Origin of the sequence: Streptomyces sp. NPDC015131 (assembly GCF_043079975.1) — a bacterium.
In the GTDB taxonomy this organism is placed as follows: domain Bacteria; phylum Actinomycetota; class Actinomycetes; order Streptomycetales; family Streptomycetaceae; genus Streptomyces.
Map to the genome: position 1 here is coordinate 974,609 of NZ_JBIBVB010000001.1, position 19,134 is coordinate 993,742.

The 19,134-nt window shown below is 75.8% G+C and carries 19 protein-coding genes and 1 pseudogene; 13 read left to right on the forward strand and 7 right to left on the reverse strand.

Annotation, left to right across the window (positions count from 1 at the left end; genetic code table 11):
- Positions 1–9 precede the first annotated feature (9 nt).
- Together ACF08D_RS04025 and ACF08D_RS04030 are read right to left on the reverse strand one after the other, a co-directional pair.
- Complete coding sequence (locus ACF08D_RS04025) at positions 10–450, reverse strand: hypothetical protein (RefSeq protein WP_392220918.1); 441 nt, start codon at positions 448–450, stop codon at positions 10–12.
- Between the two features lie 179 nt (positions 451–629).
- Positions 630–1,814 carry a molybdopterin-dependent oxidoreductase gene (locus ACF08D_RS04030; protein WP_392220919.1) on the reverse strand — a complete coding sequence of 395 codons (1,185 nt, stop codon included), beginning with the start codon at positions 1,812–1,814 and terminating at the stop codon, positions 630–632.
- A gap of 113 nt (positions 1,815–1,927) precedes the next feature.
- On the opposite strand from ACF08D_RS04030, the gene ACF08D_RS04035 reads away from it, so the two are divergent.
- Entirely contained in the window at positions 1,928–3,520 is a 1,593-nt protein-coding gene (locus ACF08D_RS04035) for a glycosyltransferase 87 family protein (protein ID WP_392220920.1), read from the forward strand.
- Here the strand turns inward: ACF08D_RS04035 and ACF08D_RS04040 are convergent.
- On the reverse strand, positions 3,512–4,324 hold the full coding sequence (locus ACF08D_RS04040; RefSeq protein ID WP_392220921.1) for an alpha/beta fold hydrolase: 813 nt from the start codon (positions 4,322–4,324) through the stop codon (positions 3,512–3,514). The genes ACF08D_RS04035 and ACF08D_RS04040 overlap by 9 nt on opposite strands.
- Positions 4,325–4,405: 81 nt before the next feature.
- On the opposite strand from ACF08D_RS04040, the pseudogene ACF08D_RS04045 reads away from it, so the two are divergent.
- A pseudogene (locus ACF08D_RS04045) lies at positions 4,406–4,777 on the forward strand (MerR family transcriptional regulator); the annotation flags it as partial.
- Positions 4,778–4,779: 2 nt separating this feature from the next.
- Here the strand turns inward: ACF08D_RS04045 and ACF08D_RS04050 are convergent.
- Both ACF08D_RS04050 and ACF08D_RS04055 read right to left on the reverse strand, forming a co-directional pair.
- Positions 4,780–5,304 carry a CchlQ gene (locus tag ACF08D_RS04050; RefSeq protein ID WP_392220922.1) on the reverse strand — a complete coding sequence of 175 codons (525 nt, stop codon included), beginning with the start codon at positions 5,302–5,304 and terminating at the stop codon, positions 4,780–4,782.
- Positions 5,305–5,414: 110 nt separating this feature from the next.
- Positions 5,415–5,813: an SH3 domain-containing protein gene (locus ACF08D_RS04055; protein ID WP_392220923.1), complete on the reverse strand. Its 399-nt coding sequence runs from the start codon at positions 5,811–5,813 to the stop codon at positions 5,415–5,417.
- A 293-nt stretch (positions 5,814–6,106) separates the two neighbouring features.
- Between ACF08D_RS04055 and ACF08D_RS04060 the strand changes: the two genes are divergently transcribed.
- The 5 genes from ACF08D_RS04060 (at position 6,107) to ACF08D_RS04080 (ending at position 12,679) form a co-directional block, all read left to right on the forward strand.
- Positions 6,107–9,298 (forward strand): BTAD domain-containing putative transcriptional regulator, encoded by a 3,192-nt coding sequence (locus tag ACF08D_RS04060; RefSeq protein WP_392220924.1) that lies wholly within the window; start codon positions 6,107–6,109, stop codon positions 9,296–9,298.
- A gap of 217 nt (positions 9,299–9,515) precedes the next feature.
- A complete protein-coding gene (locus ACF08D_RS04065) occupies positions 9,516–10,181 on the forward strand; it encodes a M15 family metallopeptidase (protein WP_392220925.1) in 666 nt (221 codons plus the stop codon).
- Between the two features lie 178 nt (positions 10,182–10,359).
- Complete coding sequence (locus tag ACF08D_RS04070) at positions 10,360–10,980, forward strand: RNA polymerase sigma factor (RefSeq protein ID WP_392220926.1); 621 nt, start codon at positions 10,360–10,362, stop codon at positions 10,978–10,980.
- On the forward strand, positions 10,968–11,834 hold the full coding sequence (locus tag ACF08D_RS04075; protein WP_392220927.1) for an NlpC/P60 family protein: 867 nt from the start codon (positions 10,968–10,970) through the stop codon (positions 11,832–11,834). Before ACF08D_RS04070 ends, ACF08D_RS04075 begins: the two co-directional genes overlap by 13 nt.
- 77 nt (positions 11,835–11,911) lie before the next feature.
- Positions 11,912–12,679, forward strand: a complete 768-nt coding sequence (locus ACF08D_RS04080) for a M23 family metallopeptidase (protein WP_392220928.1) — start codon at positions 11,912–11,914, stop codon at positions 12,677–12,679.
- Between the two features lie 60 nt (positions 12,680–12,739).
- Here the strand turns inward: ACF08D_RS04080 and ACF08D_RS04085 are convergent, their stop codons facing one another.
- Both ACF08D_RS04085 and ACF08D_RS04090 read right to left on the reverse strand, forming a co-directional pair.
- Positions 12,740–13,141 carry a peptidase M23 gene (locus ACF08D_RS04085; protein ID WP_392220929.1) on the reverse strand — a complete coding sequence of 134 codons (402 nt, stop codon included), beginning with the start codon at positions 13,139–13,141 and terminating at the stop codon, positions 12,740–12,742.
- A gap of 56 nt (positions 13,142–13,197) precedes the next feature.
- Positions 13,198–14,406, reverse strand: coding sequence for a hypothetical protein (locus tag ACF08D_RS04090; protein WP_392220930.1), 1,209 nt, complete (start codon positions 14,404–14,406; stop codon positions 13,198–13,200).
- Positions 14,407–14,620: 214 nt separating this feature from the next.
- Between ACF08D_RS04090 and ACF08D_RS04095 the strand changes: the two genes are divergently transcribed.
- The 6 genes from ACF08D_RS04095 to ACF08D_RS04120 all read left to right on the forward strand — a co-directional run bounded on the left by ACF08D_RS04095 (position 14,621) and on the right by ACF08D_RS04120 (position 19,123).
- Positions 14,621–15,004, forward strand: coding sequence for a hypothetical protein (locus ACF08D_RS04095; protein WP_392220931.1), 384 nt, complete (start codon positions 14,621–14,623; stop codon positions 15,002–15,004).
- Between the two features lie 266 nt (positions 15,005–15,270).
- Positions 15,271–17,133: a sensor histidine kinase gene (locus ACF08D_RS04100; RefSeq protein ID WP_392220932.1), complete on the forward strand. Its 1,863-nt coding sequence runs from the start codon at positions 15,271–15,273 to the stop codon at positions 17,131–17,133.
- A gap of 7 nt (positions 17,134–17,140) precedes the next feature.
- Positions 17,141–17,575: a roadblock/LC7 domain-containing protein gene (locus ACF08D_RS04105; protein ID WP_392220933.1), complete on the forward strand. Its 435-nt coding sequence runs from the start codon at positions 17,141–17,143 to the stop codon at positions 17,573–17,575.
- Positions 17,576–17,578: 3 nt separating this feature from the next.
- On the forward strand, positions 17,579–17,950 hold the full coding sequence (locus ACF08D_RS04110; RefSeq protein ID WP_392220934.1) for a DUF742 domain-containing protein: 372 nt from the start codon (positions 17,579–17,581) through the stop codon (positions 17,948–17,950).
- Positions 17,928–18,554, forward strand: a complete 627-nt coding sequence (locus tag ACF08D_RS04115; protein WP_392220935.1) for an ATP/GTP-binding protein — start codon at positions 17,928–17,930, stop codon at positions 18,552–18,554. The genes ACF08D_RS04110 and ACF08D_RS04115 overlap by 23 nt, the downstream gene beginning before the upstream one ends.
- Positions 18,551–19,123 carry a GAF domain-containing protein gene (locus tag ACF08D_RS04120; protein ID WP_392220936.1) on the forward strand — a complete coding sequence of 191 codons (573 nt, stop codon included), beginning with the start codon at positions 18,551–18,553 and terminating at the stop codon, positions 19,121–19,123. The genes ACF08D_RS04115 and ACF08D_RS04120 overlap by 4 nt, the downstream gene beginning before the upstream one ends.
- Positions 19,124–19,134 lie beyond the last annotated feature (11 nt).

Consider the following 19,134-nt stretch of genomic DNA (forward strand, 5'->3'; position numbering starts at 1 on the left):
CCCCCGGGTTCACCCCTCGCCGGGTGCCCCTCCAGTGGCCCCGGACCCTCGCCGGGGTCGTACCCGCCGCCACCGGGCGAGCAGCACCAGGACCGCCGCGGCCACGGCCACGGCCGCCAGGACCAGCACCAGGTTGCGGGCGTACGGCAGCGGCAGCGCCGACGGGTTCGGCGGCGCCCCCGGGCGCAGCAGCAGCGGCAGGGTGACCAGCACCAGCGCCCCCGCCGTGACCAGCGCCCCCCGTACCACCGGCCGGGCCGGGACGGCGGCCACCAGCACCCCCACCGCCAACACCAGGGGCGCGATGAGCGCGTCGTGCAGAACCAGCGCCCCGCCCAGCCACAGCAGCACACCGTACGGATCGGGCTCCGCCGCGAGGTGCCACCCGCCGACCCCGATCAGCACCAGCCCCAGAACCCCGAGTGCCCGGCGCGCGAGCGACACCGGCACGGCACCCGGCTCCCGTCCCGTACCGCCGGGTCCCCCTGCGCCCCCGTCCTTCCGCCCCGTACCGCCGGGTTCCCGCGGGCCGCCCCCGGCCTTCCGCCCCGAACCGCCGGATCCCCGCGGGCCGCCCCCGGCCTTCCGCCCCGTTCCGCCCGGCTCCCCTCCGGCACCGGCCGCGGACGTCACCGGACCTCCAGCCGCGCGACCCACTTGGTCTGGAGCACCCCGGGCCGGTTCGGCGCGATGATCCGCGCCGGGTACCCGTGGTCGGCCGACAGCACCTCGCCGTTCAGCCGCAGCGCCAGCAGGGTCAGTGGATCCTCCGCGTACTCCCGGCCCATCTCCATGATCCGGTACGCGCCCTCCGCCTCCAGCGACACCACCCGCAGCCCGGCACCGGGCGGCGCCCCGGCCCGGTCCATCAGGTCCCGGATCCGTACGCCACCCCATTCGGCGTCCGCGCTCCAGCCCTCCACACAGGCGATCGGCAACCGGACCCGGCGCTGCGGGAGAGCGGCCAGCTCGGCGAGGGCCAGCCGGTACGGGGCGGGCCCCCGGACCTCCAGCCGCCACCCGCGCACGGCCGCCGGCGTCACCCGTGCCGCCGCCGCGGTCCGGTTCACCGGGAGCCCCTGCGGCCCGTACCCGGGGTGGCGGGGCGCCAGCAGGTCCAAGGGCGCCAGCGGGGTGAACGCCTGTCCGACCGTGGTCACCGTGACCGCGCCCACCGCCGTGCCCACCCCCAGCAGCAGGGCCCGTCGGTCGGGCACGTCCCGCTCCTCACCGGGCAGGGCGAGCGTCCCGGCGGACCGGCGGCTCCAGTGGGCGCGGATCACCGGCGCCTTCACCGCGAGGTGCAGCAGGACCGAGCCCGCCACCACCCACGCCACCGTGTAGTGCACCGGCACGAACGCGAACGGCCACGGGTACCACTCGGCGATGTTCAGCAGCCCCGTCAGGACCTGGAACACGGCCGCCGCCACCAGGAGCGCCACCGACAGCCGCTCCAGGGCGTGCCGTACCGAGCGGACCGGCGGCCACAGGAACAACCTCGGGTAGACCGCCCAGAGTTTGGCGAACAGCAGCACCATGGCCGCCAGCCCCGCCGCGACGTGCAGCCCCTGGGTGAGCCGGTAGCCCCACACCGGCCGCGACGGCAGGAGACCGGCCGCCCAGGACGGCGGGTGCTGGAGAAAATGGCTCACCAGACCGGTGAGGAAGCACACCGCCAGGGCCGCGCCCAGCCACCGCCCCACCGCCGTCGCGGTACGCGGTTCGTGCAACCGGCCCGAGAACGAGGGCGGCCGGAGGGCGGGAGGACGGAGCCGTGCGAAGGGGGGAGGCCGGCGGCCGGGGCGATGGTCCATGGCCTCATGCAACCGCTTCGGACGGCCCCGGCGGCGGGACCGACACCTTACGGAACGCGAACGGCCGCCCGCGCCGGGCGCGTCGGCGGCCCGGCCACTGCCAGGCTGGACCCGTGACCCACCCCCGCTCGGCCCGCCCCGACCCCGTCCCCGGCACGCGCGGGCGCACTCTGGGAAGCGCTCCGGACAGCACTTCGGCAAGCGCTCCGGACAGCACTTCGGCAAGCGCTCCGGAGAGCACCCCGGGAAGCACCCCGGTAAGCCTCCCGCCGTCCACCGTCCCGGCAGCCCCGCCCATCCCTCCCCGGGGGCGGCCCGGGACGGTCCGCGCCACCGTCGCCACCGCCATCCTGCTGACGGCCCTCGCCGCCGCGCTCGCCCTCACCGTCCGCCACGGAGGGTACGGCGCCGACCCGGCCGGGCTCTCCTGGCGGTACGCAACCTGCTGGGCGCTCTTCGGCACGGCGGCGTGGACGCTGCGGGGCGCGCCCGCACGGCACGTCACGCTGCTGGTCCTCGCCGGGGGCGTCGCGGTCGCCGCGGCCGGACTGGTGGCCGCGCCCCGTACCAGTACCGACTCCTTCCGCTACGCGTGGGACGGCCGGGTCCAGGCCGCCGGCGTCTCCCCGTACGACCACGCCCCGGCGGACCCCGCGCTCGCCGCGCTCCGCGACGACTGGCTCTTCCCGCCCGGCGCGGACTGCGGCCGGGTGCCCGGCGTCTCGCCGCTGCCCGGCGGCGGCTGCACCCGCATCAACCGGCCCCTGGTCCACACCGTCTACCCGCCCGCCGGCGAGGCGTACTTCCTCCTGGTGCACGGCCTCTCCCCGGACGGCGTCCGCCACAAGGCGTTCCAGGCCGGCGGCGCGCTGCTCGCCCTGGCCACCACCCTGGTCCTGCTGCGCTTCGCGCGCCGCCGGGGCGACCCGCGGCACGCCGCCTGGTGGGCCTGGTGCCCCGCGGTGGCCGTCGAAGCGGTCAACAACGCCCACGCCGACGTGCTCGCCGTCCTCCTGTCCGTCGCGGCGCTCACCCTGACGGCCCGCGGTCGCGCGGCGGGCGGCGCCCTGCTCGGCCTGGCGATCGCCGCGAAACTGCTGCCGGCGGTGCTGCTCCCCGGCGCGCTGTCCGGGGTACGGCGGGCCCGCGACGCCGCCGCCGTCCTGCTGCCGGCCGCCGCCGTCCTCACGGTGCTCTACCTGCCGTACGTCCTGCTCTCCGACGCCTCCGTGCTGGGCTACCTCGCCGGTTACGCCCAGGAGGAGGGCTACCAGGACGCGGCCTCCGGCAACCGCTACGCCCTGCTGCGCCTCATCCTGCCCGACTCCTGGGCCCTGCCCGCGGTCCTCGCCGGGACGGCCGCCGCCGGCCTGTACGCGATCCGCCGCGGCGACCCGGAACGCCCCTGGTCCGGGGCGCTCCTCGTCACCGGGGCCGTCTTCCTCCTCACCACCCCCGGATACTCCTGGTACGCCCTGCTCCTGGTCGCGCTGGTGGCCCTCGACGGCCGGTGGGAGTGGCTGGGGGTGGCCGTCGCGGGCGCGGCGGCCTACCTCCTCCCGCGCGAGTGGTCCGGTGCCGGGACCGCGATGTACGGGGCGGCCCTCCTGGCCGTCCTCGCCGCCCACGCCCTCCGCGCCCGCCCGGCGCGCGGGCTCGCGGGGAGCGTCCGCGCCGGGCGGGCCGGGGGCGCCCGGTCAGGCTGACGGCGCCGGGACGGCGGCGCCGAGGAACTCGCGCACGTGGCGCAGCCAGATCTCCCGGTCCGCCGGGCTCAGGATGTGGGCGGCGCCGGGCAGTTCGAGGAGCCGGGCGCCGGGGATGCCGGCGGCCAGGCGGCGGGTGCTCCCGGGCAGCACCAGCCGGTCGCCGGTCGGCACCGCGACCAGGGTCGGCGCGGCCACCCGCGCCAGGTCGGCGCGGACGTCCACGCGGGACACCAGGTCGAAGTGGTCCACCAGGCCCGGCGGCATCGAGGCCAGGGTCCCGGCGGTCGCCGCGTCGAGGGCAGCCGGGGCGAGGTCCGCCAGGTCCGCCGGGGACATGCAGGACAGGGTGGCGAAGCGGGCCAGGGCGTCCCGGTCACCGGAGGCCGTCAGCGAGGTGATCAGCCGGCCGGCGAGCGCCAGGACGGGGTCGGCGACGGCGAAGCCGGCGGTGAGGACCAGGGCGCGGACCCGCGCGGGGTGGCGGGTGGCGACGCGTATCGCCACCGCGCTGCCGAGGGACTCGCCCAGCACGGCGAACGTCTCCTGACCGGCCGCGACGGCGGCGTCGACCAGGCTGTCGGCCAGATCGTCCAGCTCCAGCGGTCCGGTCGCCCTGGGGGAGCCGCCCGCTCCCGGATAGTGCGGACCGACGAGGGTGTGGTCCCGGGCGAGATCGTCCAGGACCAGGCCGAAGTTCCCTTGAATGCCGCCCCCGGCACCATGGGCGAGCAGGAGCGCGGGACCGCGCCCCTGCACATGGACGTCGAGACGGGGGAGGGACGGCGACTGATGAGTGATCATGTCCCCGACGCTAAACTCCGACATCAGTGTCAGAGTCAAGTCGCAGGCGCGGAACGGGGGCTGGACGCGATGGGTGGCGGCATGCGCATGAAGGACATGGTGCGGCGCACCGGAGTCCATGAACGGCTCCTCCGCTACTACGAGCAGCAGGGGCTCCTCGCGCCCGAGCGGCTGCCCAGCGGCTACCGCGTCTACCGGGAGGCGGACGTCGAGACGGTGCACCGCGTCCGCAGCCTGCTGGCCGCCGGCCTGTCGACCGCCGTGATCGCCCAGGTCCTGCCGTGCGTCCGGTCCGACGGCGAGCGCCTCGCACCCACCTGCCCCGACCTGCTCGCCCGGCTGCGCCGGGAGAACGAGCGGATCACCCGCGCCATCGAGGACCTCCGGGCGTCCCGCGCGATGCTCGACGCCATCATCACCGCCGCACCCTTGGAGGTCACCGCCGCCGGGGGCGCTCAGGACGTTCCGGCGCAGAGCGTGCAGCGGTCCCTGCCGTCCCAGTCGGCCCAGCCGAAGTCGGCCGGGGCGAGCGACCGGCCCTCGACCTCCGCGCGGACGGCCACCCGGTAGCGCCAGACGGCGTCGATATACGGGTGGTAGGCGTCGTGGAACGCCGGCGAGGAGAGCGCCGCCCCGGCGGCGACGGCACGCTGGAGCGCGCGGAGCCGCTCGAACATCGCCTGGCCGGCCGCCGCGACGGACGGCGTGGCGTCGATGAACAGCCGCTCGCGCGCCTCGTACACCCCGGCCTCACTCAGCGCCGCACGCCCGGCCGCGTCCAGATCGGCCGCCGCGGCGGCGCCGGGGGAGCGGGCGAGCTGCCGCAGACGCGCGTGGCAGACCCCGGCGGCGTCGATGAACTCCGTGTACGTGGCGCGCCTGCGGGCCTCGACCCCGCTGTCGTCCTCGTGCCGCCGCCGCAGGTACTCGGCCAGGACGGTGCCCGAGATGGCGATCGTGCCGCCGCTCACCGTCGCCACGAGTGTTCCCCAGTCCACATCCGCCCCCCGCGTCCCGGCCCTTCCGGGCGTACGGAATCCTCGCGCGCGCCGGCCGGGAGAACAAGGGCGGCGCCGTGCCGGCCCGGCGATCAGGCGCAGTGGGTGAAGTCCTGGGAGACCCCCGGGATCGGTTCCCAGTTGCCGCCGCCGCTGACGTACACCGCGCTGACCCAGCCGACCGGGCCGCCCGCGTCGACCTGGACCCACCAGTCGTTGGCGTAGGCCCCGTCCCGGACCGTGCCGCCCCGGCGCTGGCAGTGGGCCTCGACCTCCACGGTGCTCAGCTTCCAGGCGTGGGCGGCGCAGCCGGTGGACGGGCAGGTGCGCAGGTTGACCCCGGTCGCCCATACGAACACGGGCGTGGGGCGGTGGGTGGTGTGCGCGGGTGCGGGGGAGGGCGTGGACAGGACCATCGCCACCGCGCCCGCGAGCGCCGCGGCGGCGCGGGCCGGGTACGTCCGTCGGGGGCGGGCGGGGCGCTCGGGCACGGTGGCTCCTCGGTCGTCGGTCTCGCGGGCGGTCGCCCGGTCGGTCACGCGGTGGTGACGGACCGGCCCCTCCCGTCGTATGAGCCGGCGGCCCGAGGTCATACGACAGGGCCGGCCGCACCGTCCCGTACACGGCCCCGATCCCGGACGGAAGGAGGACCCGGAGCCCCGACCCGGCCGTACCACCGGACTGCGCGACACGAGACGACGACAGTCCGGTGAAAGGCATGCCTGGACACGCGCCCGCTGGATATCGTCGCCGCGAGCGTGGGGACGCCAGTCGGGGGGACATCATGGAGCTGCGCCTGCTCGGACCCGTCGAGGTGTGGGACGGCGGCACACGGCTGCCGCTACACGGTGCCAAGCCCACGGCGATCCTCGCCGCCCTCGCCGTCCACCTCGGCGAGGTGCTCTCGGCCGGCCGGCTGGTCGACCTCGTCTGGGAGGAACGCCCGCCCGCCACGGCGAGAGCGCTGGTCGCCTCGCACGTCTCCGGACTCCGCCGGGCACTGGGCGCGGCGGGGGAGGGGCCCGCGATCACCACCCGCTCTCCCGGCTACCTCGTGACCTCGCCGCCGTGGAGCGTCGACGCCCGCCTCTTCGAGGAGGCCCTCGGCCGGGGGAGGCGCCTCGCGGGCGAGGGCCGGGCGGCGGAGGCGGCCCAACTGCTGCGCGAAACGGTCAATTTGTGGCGCGGCAGGGAAGCGCTGGAGGGGCTCGGCCAGACGTTCGCGCGGAACGAGGCCGCGCGCCTGGCGGAGCTGCGGCTGGACGCCCACGAGGTGCGGTTCGCCGCCGAGATGAGCCTGGGCTGCCGGGACGGCCTGGTGGCGGAGCTGTACGCGCAGGTCGCGGCGAACCCGTTGCGCGAGCGGCTGCGGGGGCTGCTGATGACCGCCCTGTTCCGGACGGGGCGGCTCCCGGACGCGCTGCGGGCCTACCAGGAAGGGCGCTCGCTGCTCCGGGACCAGCTGGGCATCGAACCCGGCCCCGAACTCCGGGGGTTGCACCAGGCACTGCTCCGCGAGGACACCGCGGTGCTGGGAGCCCCGTCCCCCACCGGCCCACCGCACGCGCGCACCGGCGGGGGACCGGGACAGCCCCCAGCGGCAGCGGCACCGGCCGCGGGCGACCCCGGCGCGCGCGCCGCCCGCCCCGTACCGTCCCATGTCCCGCCGGACGTCGCGGACTTCGTCGGACGTACCGACGAGATCGCCTGGGCCACGGCCCTGCTGCACGGCTCCGGCGACCCCCGACGCACCGCCCCGCCCGTCGGGCTGATCTCCGGGCGCCCCGGCGTCGGCAAGACCACGCTGGCCGTGCACATCGGCCACCGGGTCGCGCCGCTCTTCCCGGACGGCCGGCTCTTCCTCGACCTGCGGGCCTCCGGCTCCACCCCGCTCGCCACCCCCGACGCCCTGGCGCGCCTGCTCAGGGCCCTCGGCGCCGTACCCGACGAACTGCCCACCGACCAGGAGGAACTCCTCGGCCTGTACCGCACCCACATCGCCCGGCGCCGGGTCCTGCTCATCCTCGACAACGCCGTCGACGAGTCCCGGCTGCGCCCCCTGCTGCCCCCCGGCGGCGGCTCGGCCGTCCTCGTCACCAGCCGGCGCCGGCTGGTCGCCCTGGAGGGCGCCGCGCACCTGGAACTCACCGCCCCGCCCGACGGGGAGGCGCTCGACCTGCTGGCCCGGGTCATCGGCCCCGGACGGGTGGCCGCCGAACCGGCCGCCGCCTCCGAGATCGTCACCCTCTGCGGCCGGCTGCCCCTGGCCGTCCGCATCGCCGGCGCCCGCCTCGCCGCCCGCCCGCACTGGACCCCGGCGCGCCTGGCGGCCCGCCTGCGCGACGAGCGGCGCCGCCTCGACGAGCTGCGCGCCGGCGACCTGGAGGTGCGGGCCAGCCTCGCCCTGGGCTACGCCGACCTCGGGGAGCAGGAGCGCCGGGCCCTGCGCCGGCTGGCGCTGATGGACCTGCCCGACTTCGCCTCCTGGATCGCGGCTCCCCTGCTGGACATCACGGTCGACGAGGCCGAGGAGGCCGTCGAGGCGCTCGTGGACCGCCACTTCGCCGGTGTGGTCGGCACCGACGGGACCGGCCGCAGCCGCTACCGCGTCCATGCCCTGGCACGCGAGTACGCCCGCGAGCGGTGCCTCGCGGAGGAGAGCGCCCAGGACCGGGAGGCTGCCGTGCTGCGGCTGGCCGACCGCTGGCTGGCCATGGCCGCGATCGCGGCCTCGCGCGGGCCGGGCGGAGCCTCCGGGCTGCCACCGGGACCGCACGACGGCGGTCTCGCCGACGAGGCCGTACGAGAACTCATGGCGGGCCCCGCGGGCCCCGGCGGGCCGGGTGCCGAGGCGGCCACCTGGTTCGCGGCATGGTTCGCGGCCGAACAGCCCTGCCTGGTGGCGGCCGTGACGCACTGTGCCGAGAACGGCCTGACCCGTACCGCGCGTGAGCTGGCCGCCGTCGTCGGCGCCGGATCCGCCGCGCTGTACAACCAGTTCGACGCCTGGACGCGCTCGCACACCGTGGCCCTCGACGCCGTCCGCCGCCGCGGCGACACCGCGGAGGAGGCGTGGCTGCTCAACGGGCTGGGCCGGCTGCGCCTGGAGCAGGACCGGTTCGAGGAGGCGTACCGCCACTTCGCGGACGCGCTGGCCCTGTTCGAGCGGACCGGCGCGGTGCGCGGCCGGGCCGACGCACTGGCCGGGATGGGCACGGCGCGCCGGGAACAGGGGCGGTTCGACGAGGCCCTGGAGCTGCTGACCGCCGCGCTCGCCGGGTACCGGGACCTCGGGGACGGCGCCGGCACCGCCCGGCAGCACTACGGCATCGGATGCGTCCACCGTGACCGGGGCCACTACACCGAGGCCCGCGCCGAAATCGCGCGCGCCCAGGGCCTGTTCGAGGAGGCCGGCGACCGGCACGGCAGGGCGCTCGCCCTGCGCGCGCTCGCCCTGTGGCACCGGGCGCGGGGTGAACTGGGCCGGGCCGAGGAACTGTCGCGGGCCGCGCTCGGCGACTTCGAGGCGACCGCGGACTCCTTCGGCACCATGTACGCCGGGCAGGCCCTCGCCAAGGTGCTCCTCCGCCGGGGCAGGCCGGCCGAGGCCCGCGAGCGGCTCGACCGCTGCCTGGAGGTCACCCGGGAGCGCCAGGACACCTTCGGCGAGGCCCTGGTGGTCCGGACCCTCGGCGAGTGGTACCTGGCCGCCGGGGACCGGGAGCGTGCCGCCCGGGAGCTGCGGAGGGCGCTGGACCTCTGGGACGTCCTGCGGCTGCCGCTGTGGCGGGCCCGCACGCTGCGCGACCTCGCGACCGCGCTGGCGGGCGGCGGCGGGCCGGAGCGGGCGGAGGCCCGGGCGGCGTGGGAGGAGGCGTTGCGCGTCTTCGACGAGTACGGCAGCCGTGAGGCCGGGGAACTCCGGGCGGCCGGGTTCCCGGCCGCCGCGTCACGGGCCGGAGACCCCTCCGGCTGAGACGCGCCGCGCACGGGGCCCGGGCACGAGGCGCGGCCGCTGTCCCGGACGGGCCACGGCCTCGTTACGGGCACGGCCCCGCCGGGCCGCGGATGCCGCCCTGCCACGGCCCCGCGGGGTCAGGGCATCCGCCCCGCCTACGGCCCTGCCGGGTTATGGCATCCGCCCTGCAGAGGATGTGCAGCGCTTCTGCAGAGGTGGCGTCGACGCTGGAGACGTGACCGAGACAGAGATCATCCTGCTCTCCGACGAACGCGTCGCCGCCCTCACCGTCGCGGACGACGGCGAACCGCTGGTCGACACCCGCGGCGTACCGGAGCTGCGTGTCGACCCGCGCAAGGCCGACGACGGCGGCGCCTGGGCCCACCTGCGGGCGGACGTGGTCCGGCGCCTCCTGGCCGCCCAGCGCCAACTCCCGGCGGACGTCCGCTTCCTGGTCGTGGAGGGGTGGCGGCCCCCGGCGCTCCAGGCCGGCTACTTCACCACGTACGCCGCCGCGATGCGCCGGGCCCACCCCGGCGCGTCCCCGGCGCGGATACGCGAGCTGGCCAGCGCGTACATCTCGCCCCCGGAGGTGGCCCCCCATGTCAGCGGGGGCGCCGTGGACCTGACGCTGTGCACCGGGGACGGGGCGGAACTGCCCCTCGGCACCGAGGTCAACGCCACCCCGGAAGAGAGCGCGGGCGGGTGCCGCACGGCCGCGCCCGGCATCGGCGCCGAAGCCAGGGCCAACCGTGCCCTGATGGGTCGCGCCCTGACCGCGGCGGGCTTCGTCAACTACCCGACCGAGTGGTGGCACTGGTCCTACGGCGACCGGTACTGGGCCCTCCTCAGCGGGGCGCCGGCCGCCCGGTACGGCCCCATCGCCAGGCACACACCCTGATCCGAGCCGACCTCAACGGGGGAACACCGTGCGACCGACCGGCACCACACCGCATTCACCGACCGATCGCCCGACCGCGACCGATCGCCCGACCGCGACCGATCGCCCGACCGCGACCGATCGCCCGACTACCTCCGATCGCCCGCCGGCGAGGGGCGGCCCGCCGCCCGCGGACCACATGACCGCGGCCGAGTTCGACGCCGCGTTCACCGCCGCGATGCCGAGGCTCCGCCACCGGCTCCTGGCCATGACCGGCAACCCGCACGACGCCGACGACCTGCTCCAGGAAACCTATGTGCGGCTGTCCTCCCGCGCCCGGGCCCGGACCCTGGCCCGCCAGGACCACCCGTACGCCTACACCTGCGCGGCGGCGTCCAACCTGCTGCGCGACTTCTGGCAGCGCCCCTCCCGGCGCGAGCACGCCACGGACCGGCTGCCCGAACGGAGCTGGGACGGCGGCTTCGAGGCGCGCGAGGCCGCGGTGGCGACGACAGCACTGCTGCGCGCCCTGTCACCCAAGGAGGCGGCGGCGGTGATCCTCGTCGACATCGAGGGGCTGACGCACGACGGGGCGGGCGAGCGGCTCGGCACCCACCGCGGCACCGTCCAGCGCAACCGTATGCGGGGGCTCGCCAAACTGCGCGACGCACTGGCCGCATACGAGACGCCGCCCGGCTCCGTCCTGTCGACGGGCGCCGGCGAACCCGGGCGCGCACCCGCGCCGGCCACGCCCACCGCGACCACCGCACCGACCCACCTCATCAGAGACCATCAGGGGGAACCCGTATGCGCCGCGTGAACCGCGCCCTGGCGACCGCAGGAGGACTGCTGCTCGCCGTCTCCGCCGGGACCGGAACGGCCTCGGCCGCGCCGCTCCCCGACGGCGGGTCCGCCACCGCCGAGTGCCGTCCCCTGGCGAGCGCGACCGCTCAGGCCCGGGCGGTCGTCGAGGCCGCCTGCTCCCAGATCGGCGTGCCGTACAGCTGGGGCGGCGGCTCCATCCACGGGCCGACGTACGGCCAGGACTACCCCGGCGGCGGGCCCGGCGCCCACGACAGCAGGGTGAAGGGCTTCGACTGCTCCCACCTGATGCAGTACGCGGCGTGGCAGGGCGCGGGCATCGCCCTCCCCGAGGGCACCTGGAACCAGGCCCGCTGGTCCGGAGCCACCGCGCTCTTCACCCCCGCCCAGGGGCTCGACCCGCTCCAGCCCGGGGACCTGCTGCTGTGGGGCTCGGACCCGGGCAACCTCGGCAGCGTCCACCACATCGCCCTCTACCTCGGCGGCGGCCGGATGGTGGAGGCCCGCGAGTCGGGGACCCCGGTCATGGTCGGCGACGTCCGGCTGAACGCCCAGTACGCGGGCGCCCTGCGGATCACCGGTGGCGAGCAGCCGCCGGCGGACACCAAGAGGTTCATGACCTGGGGCACCGGCGTGAGCCTGCGGCCGGAACCCCGCACCTCCACCACCCCGGTGGCCCACCTGCCCGGCCCCACCCCGGTGGACGTCCTGTGCCAGAAGCGGGCTCAGATGGTCCACGCCGAGGGCTACAGCAACGACGTCTGGTCGTACCTGCCCCGGTACCGGGCCTGGATCTCCAACATCTACATCGCCGACCCGGCGGCATGGCTGCCCGGCGTACCCCCCTGCTGACGCGGAACACCGCCGACGCGGGGCACCGTCCCACCGCACCGCCCCCACCACCCCTCACCGCCACGGAAAGGTTCACCATGCGCGCTCTCAGGAGTACCCGCTCCATCGGCCTGCTGGCCGCCGCGATCGCCGCGACCGCCCTGGTCCCGCTCACCGCGGGTCCGGCGCAGGCGGCACCCTCCGGCTACGCCGGGTCGTGCCCGACGGCCGGCACGATCACCCAGGGGTACACCGCCAACCACGACGGCGTCGACATCGCCAACAGCATGGGCACGCCCATCTACTCGACCGGCCCGGGCACGGTCATCGCCGCCGGCCCGGCGACCGGCTACGGCCTCTGGGTCCGCATCCGGCACGACGACGGCACGGTCACCGAGTACGGGCACATGGATTCGTTCGTCGTGTCGGTGAACCAGCGGGTGAGCGGCGGCCAGCTCATCGCGTACATGGGCAACCGCGGCGTCTCCAGCGGCCCCCACCTGCACTTCGAGGCGCACAGCTCCACCTCCAGCACCCACGGGGTCAACCCCTTCACCTACCTGGCCGAGCGCGGAGTGGGCCTGCCCTGCACTCCGGGCGGGGGCGGCGGTACGCCCGGAACCAACTTCAGCACCTGGGGAACGTCCGTGCGTGTCCGCGCCGACGCCCGGCTCAACGCGGCCGTGGTGACCACCCTGACCGGCCCGACCCGGGTCAATGTGACGTGCCAGAAGCGCGGCGACATGGTCCACGCGGAGGGCTACAGCAACGACGCCTGGTCCTACGTCCCGGCGCTGGGCGGCTATGTGTCGAACATCTACATCGACCACCCGGCCTCCTGGCTGCCGGGCGTCAACCCCTGCTGACACGGACACACCTCGCCCCCGGGTCCGAGCGGATCCGGGGGCGAGGTGTTCCCGCACGGCTCAGGGTGTGCAGTCGGGCACTCCGGCGATCTTCTCGCCACCCTGGAGGTAGATGTTGTTGATGAAGCCGAGCTGACCACCGGGGGTCCGGACGTACGACCACCACTTGTTGGTGTAGCCGCTGTCGTGGACGGTCTCGCCCGCCCGCTGGCAGTGCGCCTGCACGGTCACCCGCGAGACGGTGGCGACGACCGGGCACGAGCGGGACGGGTGGAACCAGCAGTTGGCGTCGGCCGGGTCGTGCCGGACGTTGACGTTGCTCGCCCAGACGTAGACGGGTGTGGTCGCGGTCGCGGCGGCGGGTGCCGCGGGTGCGGCGGTGACGCCGGGCGCCGCCACCGCCATCGTGCCGGCCACGAGGCCGGCGGTCAGCAGCGCCTTGACGGAGCGTCGTGCGTTCATGGTCTCCCCTGTGTTCGTCGGTGTCGGCGGGGCCTTCCCCCGCCGTGTCCTGCGGTTCAGCAGACCGGGACGCCCGGGAGCTGGTTGCCGGGCGAGCTGAGGTAGATGTTGGTCATGTAGCCGCCGTATTGGGGCAGATACGCCCACCAGTCGTTGGTGTACGGCGGGACGCTGACCTGCTGGCCGCGCTTCTGGCAGCCGACCAGCACCTCCGCGCCGGCCGGCAGCGTAGTGAGCGCGGTCGAGCCGGTCGTCGCACCCGAGCGGATCCGCACACCACTGCCCCACGTGCCGACCCAGGTGCCCTGGGCGCGCACGGCTCCCGGGACGTTCAGCGAACGGGTCAGCCGGCCCACGTCCGTGTACGCCTTGCCGTACGGCGTGCCGTCGGGGTGCAGCGTGAGGACGGCCACGACGGACCGGTCGCCGGCGCCCACCACACCCGTGGTGTGCAGCGCCGGCCGGGCCAGGTCCACGGCGGCGGCCGAGGCCCCCGCGGCCCCCGACGCGGCACGCGCGGTGGCCCCGGCCGCGGTGCAGCCGCCCGAGGTGAAGCCGGACCACCCCTGCTTCACCGCCCAGGGGCGGTCGAACGCGCCCGCGACGCCGAAGTGCTGGTCGAAGCCGTCCGTCCCGCAGCGGGTCGACTGCCGCAGCGCGCCCAGGATGAAGTCCCGGACTGGCGCGGTGGCCGAGTCCAGCAGATGGCGGTAGATCCGCACCGTGTCCCGCGCGGACAGGGCCGTGTAGCCCCAGTACCCAGGATGGGTCGCGGGCGGTCGGGCGGTGTCCGTGAGACCGAGCCGGGCCACCATCCGGTCGACGACCGCCCCCTGGCCGCCGGCCGTCCAGAAGTGGCCGGCCGCCGCGTCGTCGCTGCTGCGCAGCATGACGTCCAGGCGGGCCCGGTCGGACGCTGTCAGGTCGGCGGGCGCCCGGCCCCACAGCAGGTCCAGCGCGATGAGCAGTTTGACCACGGAGGCGGAGCGGAACCGGCCGGAACTGTTCAGCTCCTCGGTGAAGGTGCCCGTCCGCCGGTCGAACACCGCGACACCGGCCGTCACGCCGGGCGGGACCTCGGCCCGCGCCACCGGGGCGCCCGGCCCGGCCTTGCCGCCCGGTGCGGCGCCCGCCCCGGGAGCGGCCGTCGTGGCGGCGCAGAGGAGCGCCGTGAGGAGGACGGCCGTGCGGCCCGTCCGCCGTGTCCGCCCGGCGGACCGCCGGAACCTCGCCGGCCGCGCGCCGGATGCTCGGTGCTGGGTCATGGGACGTCGTACCTCCTGGAGTCGACTGGGTGCCGCACTGTCTCGACGGCGCCGCGCACCGCGTCGTATGAGGCCGTACGAGCACACGGCCGGGATCCCGCCGTCATACGGACCCCGGCCGCGTCCGGTCCCCCCGGTGGAGCCACCCGCAGCACACGGGCCCGGCCCGCACCGCACCCGAAGCCCCAACCCGAACCCGAACCAAGGAGTCACCATGGCCCCACGCGCAGCGCGCCTCCTCGCCGCCGGTCTCGCCCTCGGCGCCGCCCTCGCCCTCTCGCCCGCCGCTCCCGCCGTCCCGGCCCGGGCCGCGACCGAGGATGCCCGCGCGGGCGGCCAGATCCTGCGGCCGAACAGTAACCTCCGGTGGGGCCCCTCCACCGCCCACGGAGTGGTGGCCAACACCGGTGCGGAGTGGGGCACGGGACTGGAGGAGTGCTTCGTGTACGGGGAGCGGGTCACCGCCGGCGGCTACACCACGGACGTCTGGTACCGGCTGAACGTCTACTTCGGTGGCGTCCAGTACTACAAGAAGTGGGCCTGGGGCGGAAACGTCGAGGTCGGCGCCGACCCGAAGCCGGGGTTGCGCACCTGCTAGCGCCCCCGGGCCCGCGCGCGCCGGCCCCGGCGCGCGCGGCGTGTCGGCCGGGGCGGATTATCGGGCGGCCGTGCGAGCCCTCATACCAGAGCGGGACGCTGGGCGGGCAACTTTGTCAACTGCGCATCGCTCATGATGAATTGGTGACTACGGTGGGTTGCTGGTGATCAACGGCGGGCTCATGTGGCGCCCGGCGCCCCCGCCGCCCGCCGGCATCGACCGAACGCCGAATCCTGTTCCTGGGGCCCCACGTACCAAGGACGCTGATGTCTCAACTTCGCGCACCCGCCGCGCGGCCGGACCGCCGTGAGGGCGGGCGGCACGGCCGGCCAGGCGCCCGTTCCCTGTCGTACTCCGGGAGGTCGCGCTCCTCGTCGCCCTCCCCGGACGTCCGCATACGACCCCAACTCCAGCGGGTCGCCGTGCTGCCGCCCGTCGCGGTGGCCCTCGGCGGCGCCGCGGCCGTGTTCTTCACCATCCGCTCCACCGACGCCCGGCCCTCGCCCGCCCTGTGGGCGGCGCTCACGGCGGCCGCGGCGCTCGCCGTCGCCGCCGTGGCCGCGGCCCTGATCGCCGCCAACCGCGCGGCGGCGGCCGTGCTGGACCGGTGCGACGCACTGCGCCGCCGCAGCGCGCACGGGCAGAACGAACTGCGCGCCCTGGTCGAGCAGCTCCGCCGGGGCGAGCGCCCGCCCGCCCGCCGGCCCGCGCCCCCGGCACGCCCGGGCGGCGACGAGTTCGACCGGCTCACCGACGAGCTGGGCCGCGCCCACGAGATGGCGGTCACCACCGTCGTCCAGGCGTCCCGCCTGTCCAGCAGCGTCGGCAACGAACAGAAGGTCGAGGTCTTCGTCAACCTCGCCCGCCGCCTGCAGTCCCTGGTCCACCGCGAGATCCAGCTCCTCGACGAGCTGGAGAACGAGGTCGAGGACCCCGAGCTGCTCAAGGGCCTGTTCCACATCGACCACCTGGCGACCCGCATCCGGCGGCACGCCGAGAACCTCGCCGTCCTCGGCGGGGCCATCTCGCGCCGCCAGTGGTCCAACCCGGTCACCATGACCGAGGTGCTCCGCTCCTCCATCGCGGAGGTCGAGCACTACCCGAGGGTCAAGCTCGTCCCGCCGATCGACGGCACCCTGCGCGGGCACGCCGTCGCCGACGTGATCCACCTGCTCGCCGAGCTCGTGGAGAACGCCACCCTGTTCTCGGCGCCGCACACCCCGGTGCTGCTGCGCGCCCAGTACGTGACCGCCGGGCTCGCCGTCGAGGTCGAGGACCGGGGGCTCGGGATGTCCCTGAGCGAGCAGAACAAGATGAACGCCCTGCTCACCGACCCCGACCAGGTGAATGTGGCGCACCTGCTCCAGGACGGCCGGATCGGGCTGTTCGTGGTCTCGGCGCTCGCCCGCCGCCACGGCATCGCGGTCCGGCTCCAGTCCAACATCTACGGCGGGGTGCAGGCCGTGCTGGTCCTGCCCCAGGGCCTGCTGGGCCCCGACCCCGACGGGCTCACCCCGGCCGAGCGGCAGGCCCGGCTCCAGGCCGGCCACGACCCCCTGGCCGACCGGGCGGGCCACGACCCGGTGCGCGAACTGCCGCACCCGCACGCCCCGGCCGAGGTCACCGCCCCCGAGCCGGTGCACCACGAGCCCGTGCACCACGAGCCGGTGCACCCCGAGCCCGCGCACGCGGGGCCCGGGCACGCGGAGCCCCCGCACCACGAGCCGGTGCACCGCGAGCCGCCGCCGGTCCGCGCCGAGCCCGGGCGCCAGGAACGGCCGCCCGCGCACCCCGCGCCGGCGCACGCCCCCGCCGCCGCCCCGCCCCCCGTGCTCCCGCACCAGCACGGCGGCAACGCCCCGCTGCCCGTACGGGGCGAGCGGACCGGCCGCCCCAACCCGGCCGCCGCTCCCCCCGGACCGCCCGGCCGGCCCCAACTGCCCAGGCGCCGCGCCCAGGAGCACTTGGTGCCCCAGCTGCGCGACGCCCCCGCCCCGCGGAGGAACGACGACGAGACCCTGCACGACCCCGGCCTGATGGCGGCCTTCCGGCGCGGTATCGGCCTGGCCGAGTCCGCGCACCCGGCCCACCCGGAACCGCAACGACACGACGAAGCGCACAAGGAGTAGATGCACCATGGCGAGCGATGTGCCGACCGGCCATTCCTCGGATCTCGACTGGCTGCTCGGCGGCCTGGTCCAGCGGGTACCGCACACCCGCAGCGCGGTTCTGCTCTCCTCGGACGGCCTGGTGAAGTCGGTCCACGGCCTCGACCCCGACAGCGCCGACCACATGGCGGCCCTCGCCTCCGGCCTGTACTCCCTGGGCCGCAGCGCGGGCAGCCGGTTCGGCGACGACGGCGAGGTCCGCCAGGTGGTGGTCGAGCTGGACTCCACCCTGCTGTTCGTCTCCACCGCCGGCTCCGGCACCTGCCTGGCCGTCCTCGCCGGCCGCGAGACCGACGCCGCGGTCCTCGGCTACGAGATGACGATGCTGGTCAAGAGCGTACGGCCGTATCTGGTCACCCCGGCCAGACAAGCGGCGGCGGCACCGGGCGGCACGGGACGCTGACCCGTGCCGCGCCGACAGGACGGGCCCTGGCTCGACGACGCGGCCGGCCGGCTGATCCGCCCGTACACCGTCAGCGGCGGCCGCACCCGGCCCACCGCGGCACTGGACCTCCTCTCCCTGGTCATGGCCACCGGGGCGGCGCCGCAGCCGCACCTCGGCCCCGAGCACTCCCTGGCCCTCGGGCTGTGCGACGGGCCGACCTCGGTGGCCGAGATCTCGGCCCACTTACGGCTGCCCGCCGTGGTCACCAAGGTGCTGCTCTCCGACCTCGTGGACTGCGGGGCGCTGACCGCGCGGGCGCCCCGCCTCCACGACACCCCCACCGACCGTTCCCTCCTGGAGGCAGTGCTCGATGGCCTACGACGACGGCTCTGAGGACCGGACCGCGGACCGCGACGTCTTCCCGACCGCGCTGAAGATCCTGGTCGCCGGCGGCTTCGGGGTCGGGAAGACCACCTTCGTGGGGGCGGTCAGCGAGATCGAACCGCTGAGCACCGAGGAGATCCTCACCACGGTGAGCGCCGCGACGGACAGCCTGGAGGGCGTGGAGTCCAAGACGACCACCACGGTCGCCATGGACTTCGGCCGCATCGGCCTGGACGACCGCCATGTGCTCTACCTCTTCGGCACGCCCGGCCAGGAGCGCTTCTGGTTCATGTGGGACGAGCTGTCCGAGGGCGCGCTGGGAGCGGTGGTCCTCGCCGACACCCGGCGGCTGGAGGCGTCGTTCTCCGCGGTCGACTTCTTCGAGCGGCGCGGCATCCGCTTCCTGGTCGCCGTGAACGAGTTCGACGGCTCCTACCACTACGAACCGGAGGAGGTACGGGCGGCGATCGACCTCAAGCCGGAGGTACCGGTCGTCCTGTGCGACGCCCGGCTCGCCAGCTCCGGGATCCAGACCCTGGTCACCCTCGTCCAGCACCTGCTGGACACCAACCCGGCCCCGGCACCGGCGCCGAGCTACGGAGTACCGACATGACGTACGACCCGACCGGCCATCTGCTGCTCACCCCCGTCGACCGGGAGGCCCCGCTGCGGGTGCGGCGGCTGCGCGAACTCGGCATCGGCGACCGGCCCGACCGCGACTTCGACGCGTTCGCGGAGCGGCTCGCCACGGTGACCGGTGCACCGTACTCGATGGTCAACTTCATCGACGAGCACCAGCAGTTCTTCGCCGGGCTGCACACCCCGCACGGCAACCACTCCACCGAGGAGCTGGGCGCCACGGCGGCGGCCGGCGGCGGGGTGAGCCGCTACATGGCCCGCGACCACGGCTACTGCCCGCACGTCGTCGTCCGCCGCAAGGCCCTGGTCCTGGAGGACGTCTGCGACTACCCGCGGTTCGCCGGCAACCCGGTCGTCGACGAGATCGGCATCCGCTCCTACCTGGGCGCGCCCCTCATCGACCGTACGGGCACGGCCCTCGGCACCATCTGCGTGGTGGACACCGAGCCGCGCCCGTGGGGGCGCCCCGGGCTGGAGACCATCAAGTCGCTGGCCGCCGAGCTGGTGGAGCAGATCCACCGCCGCGAGGACGCCCGGCTCTGACCGTCCGGCTC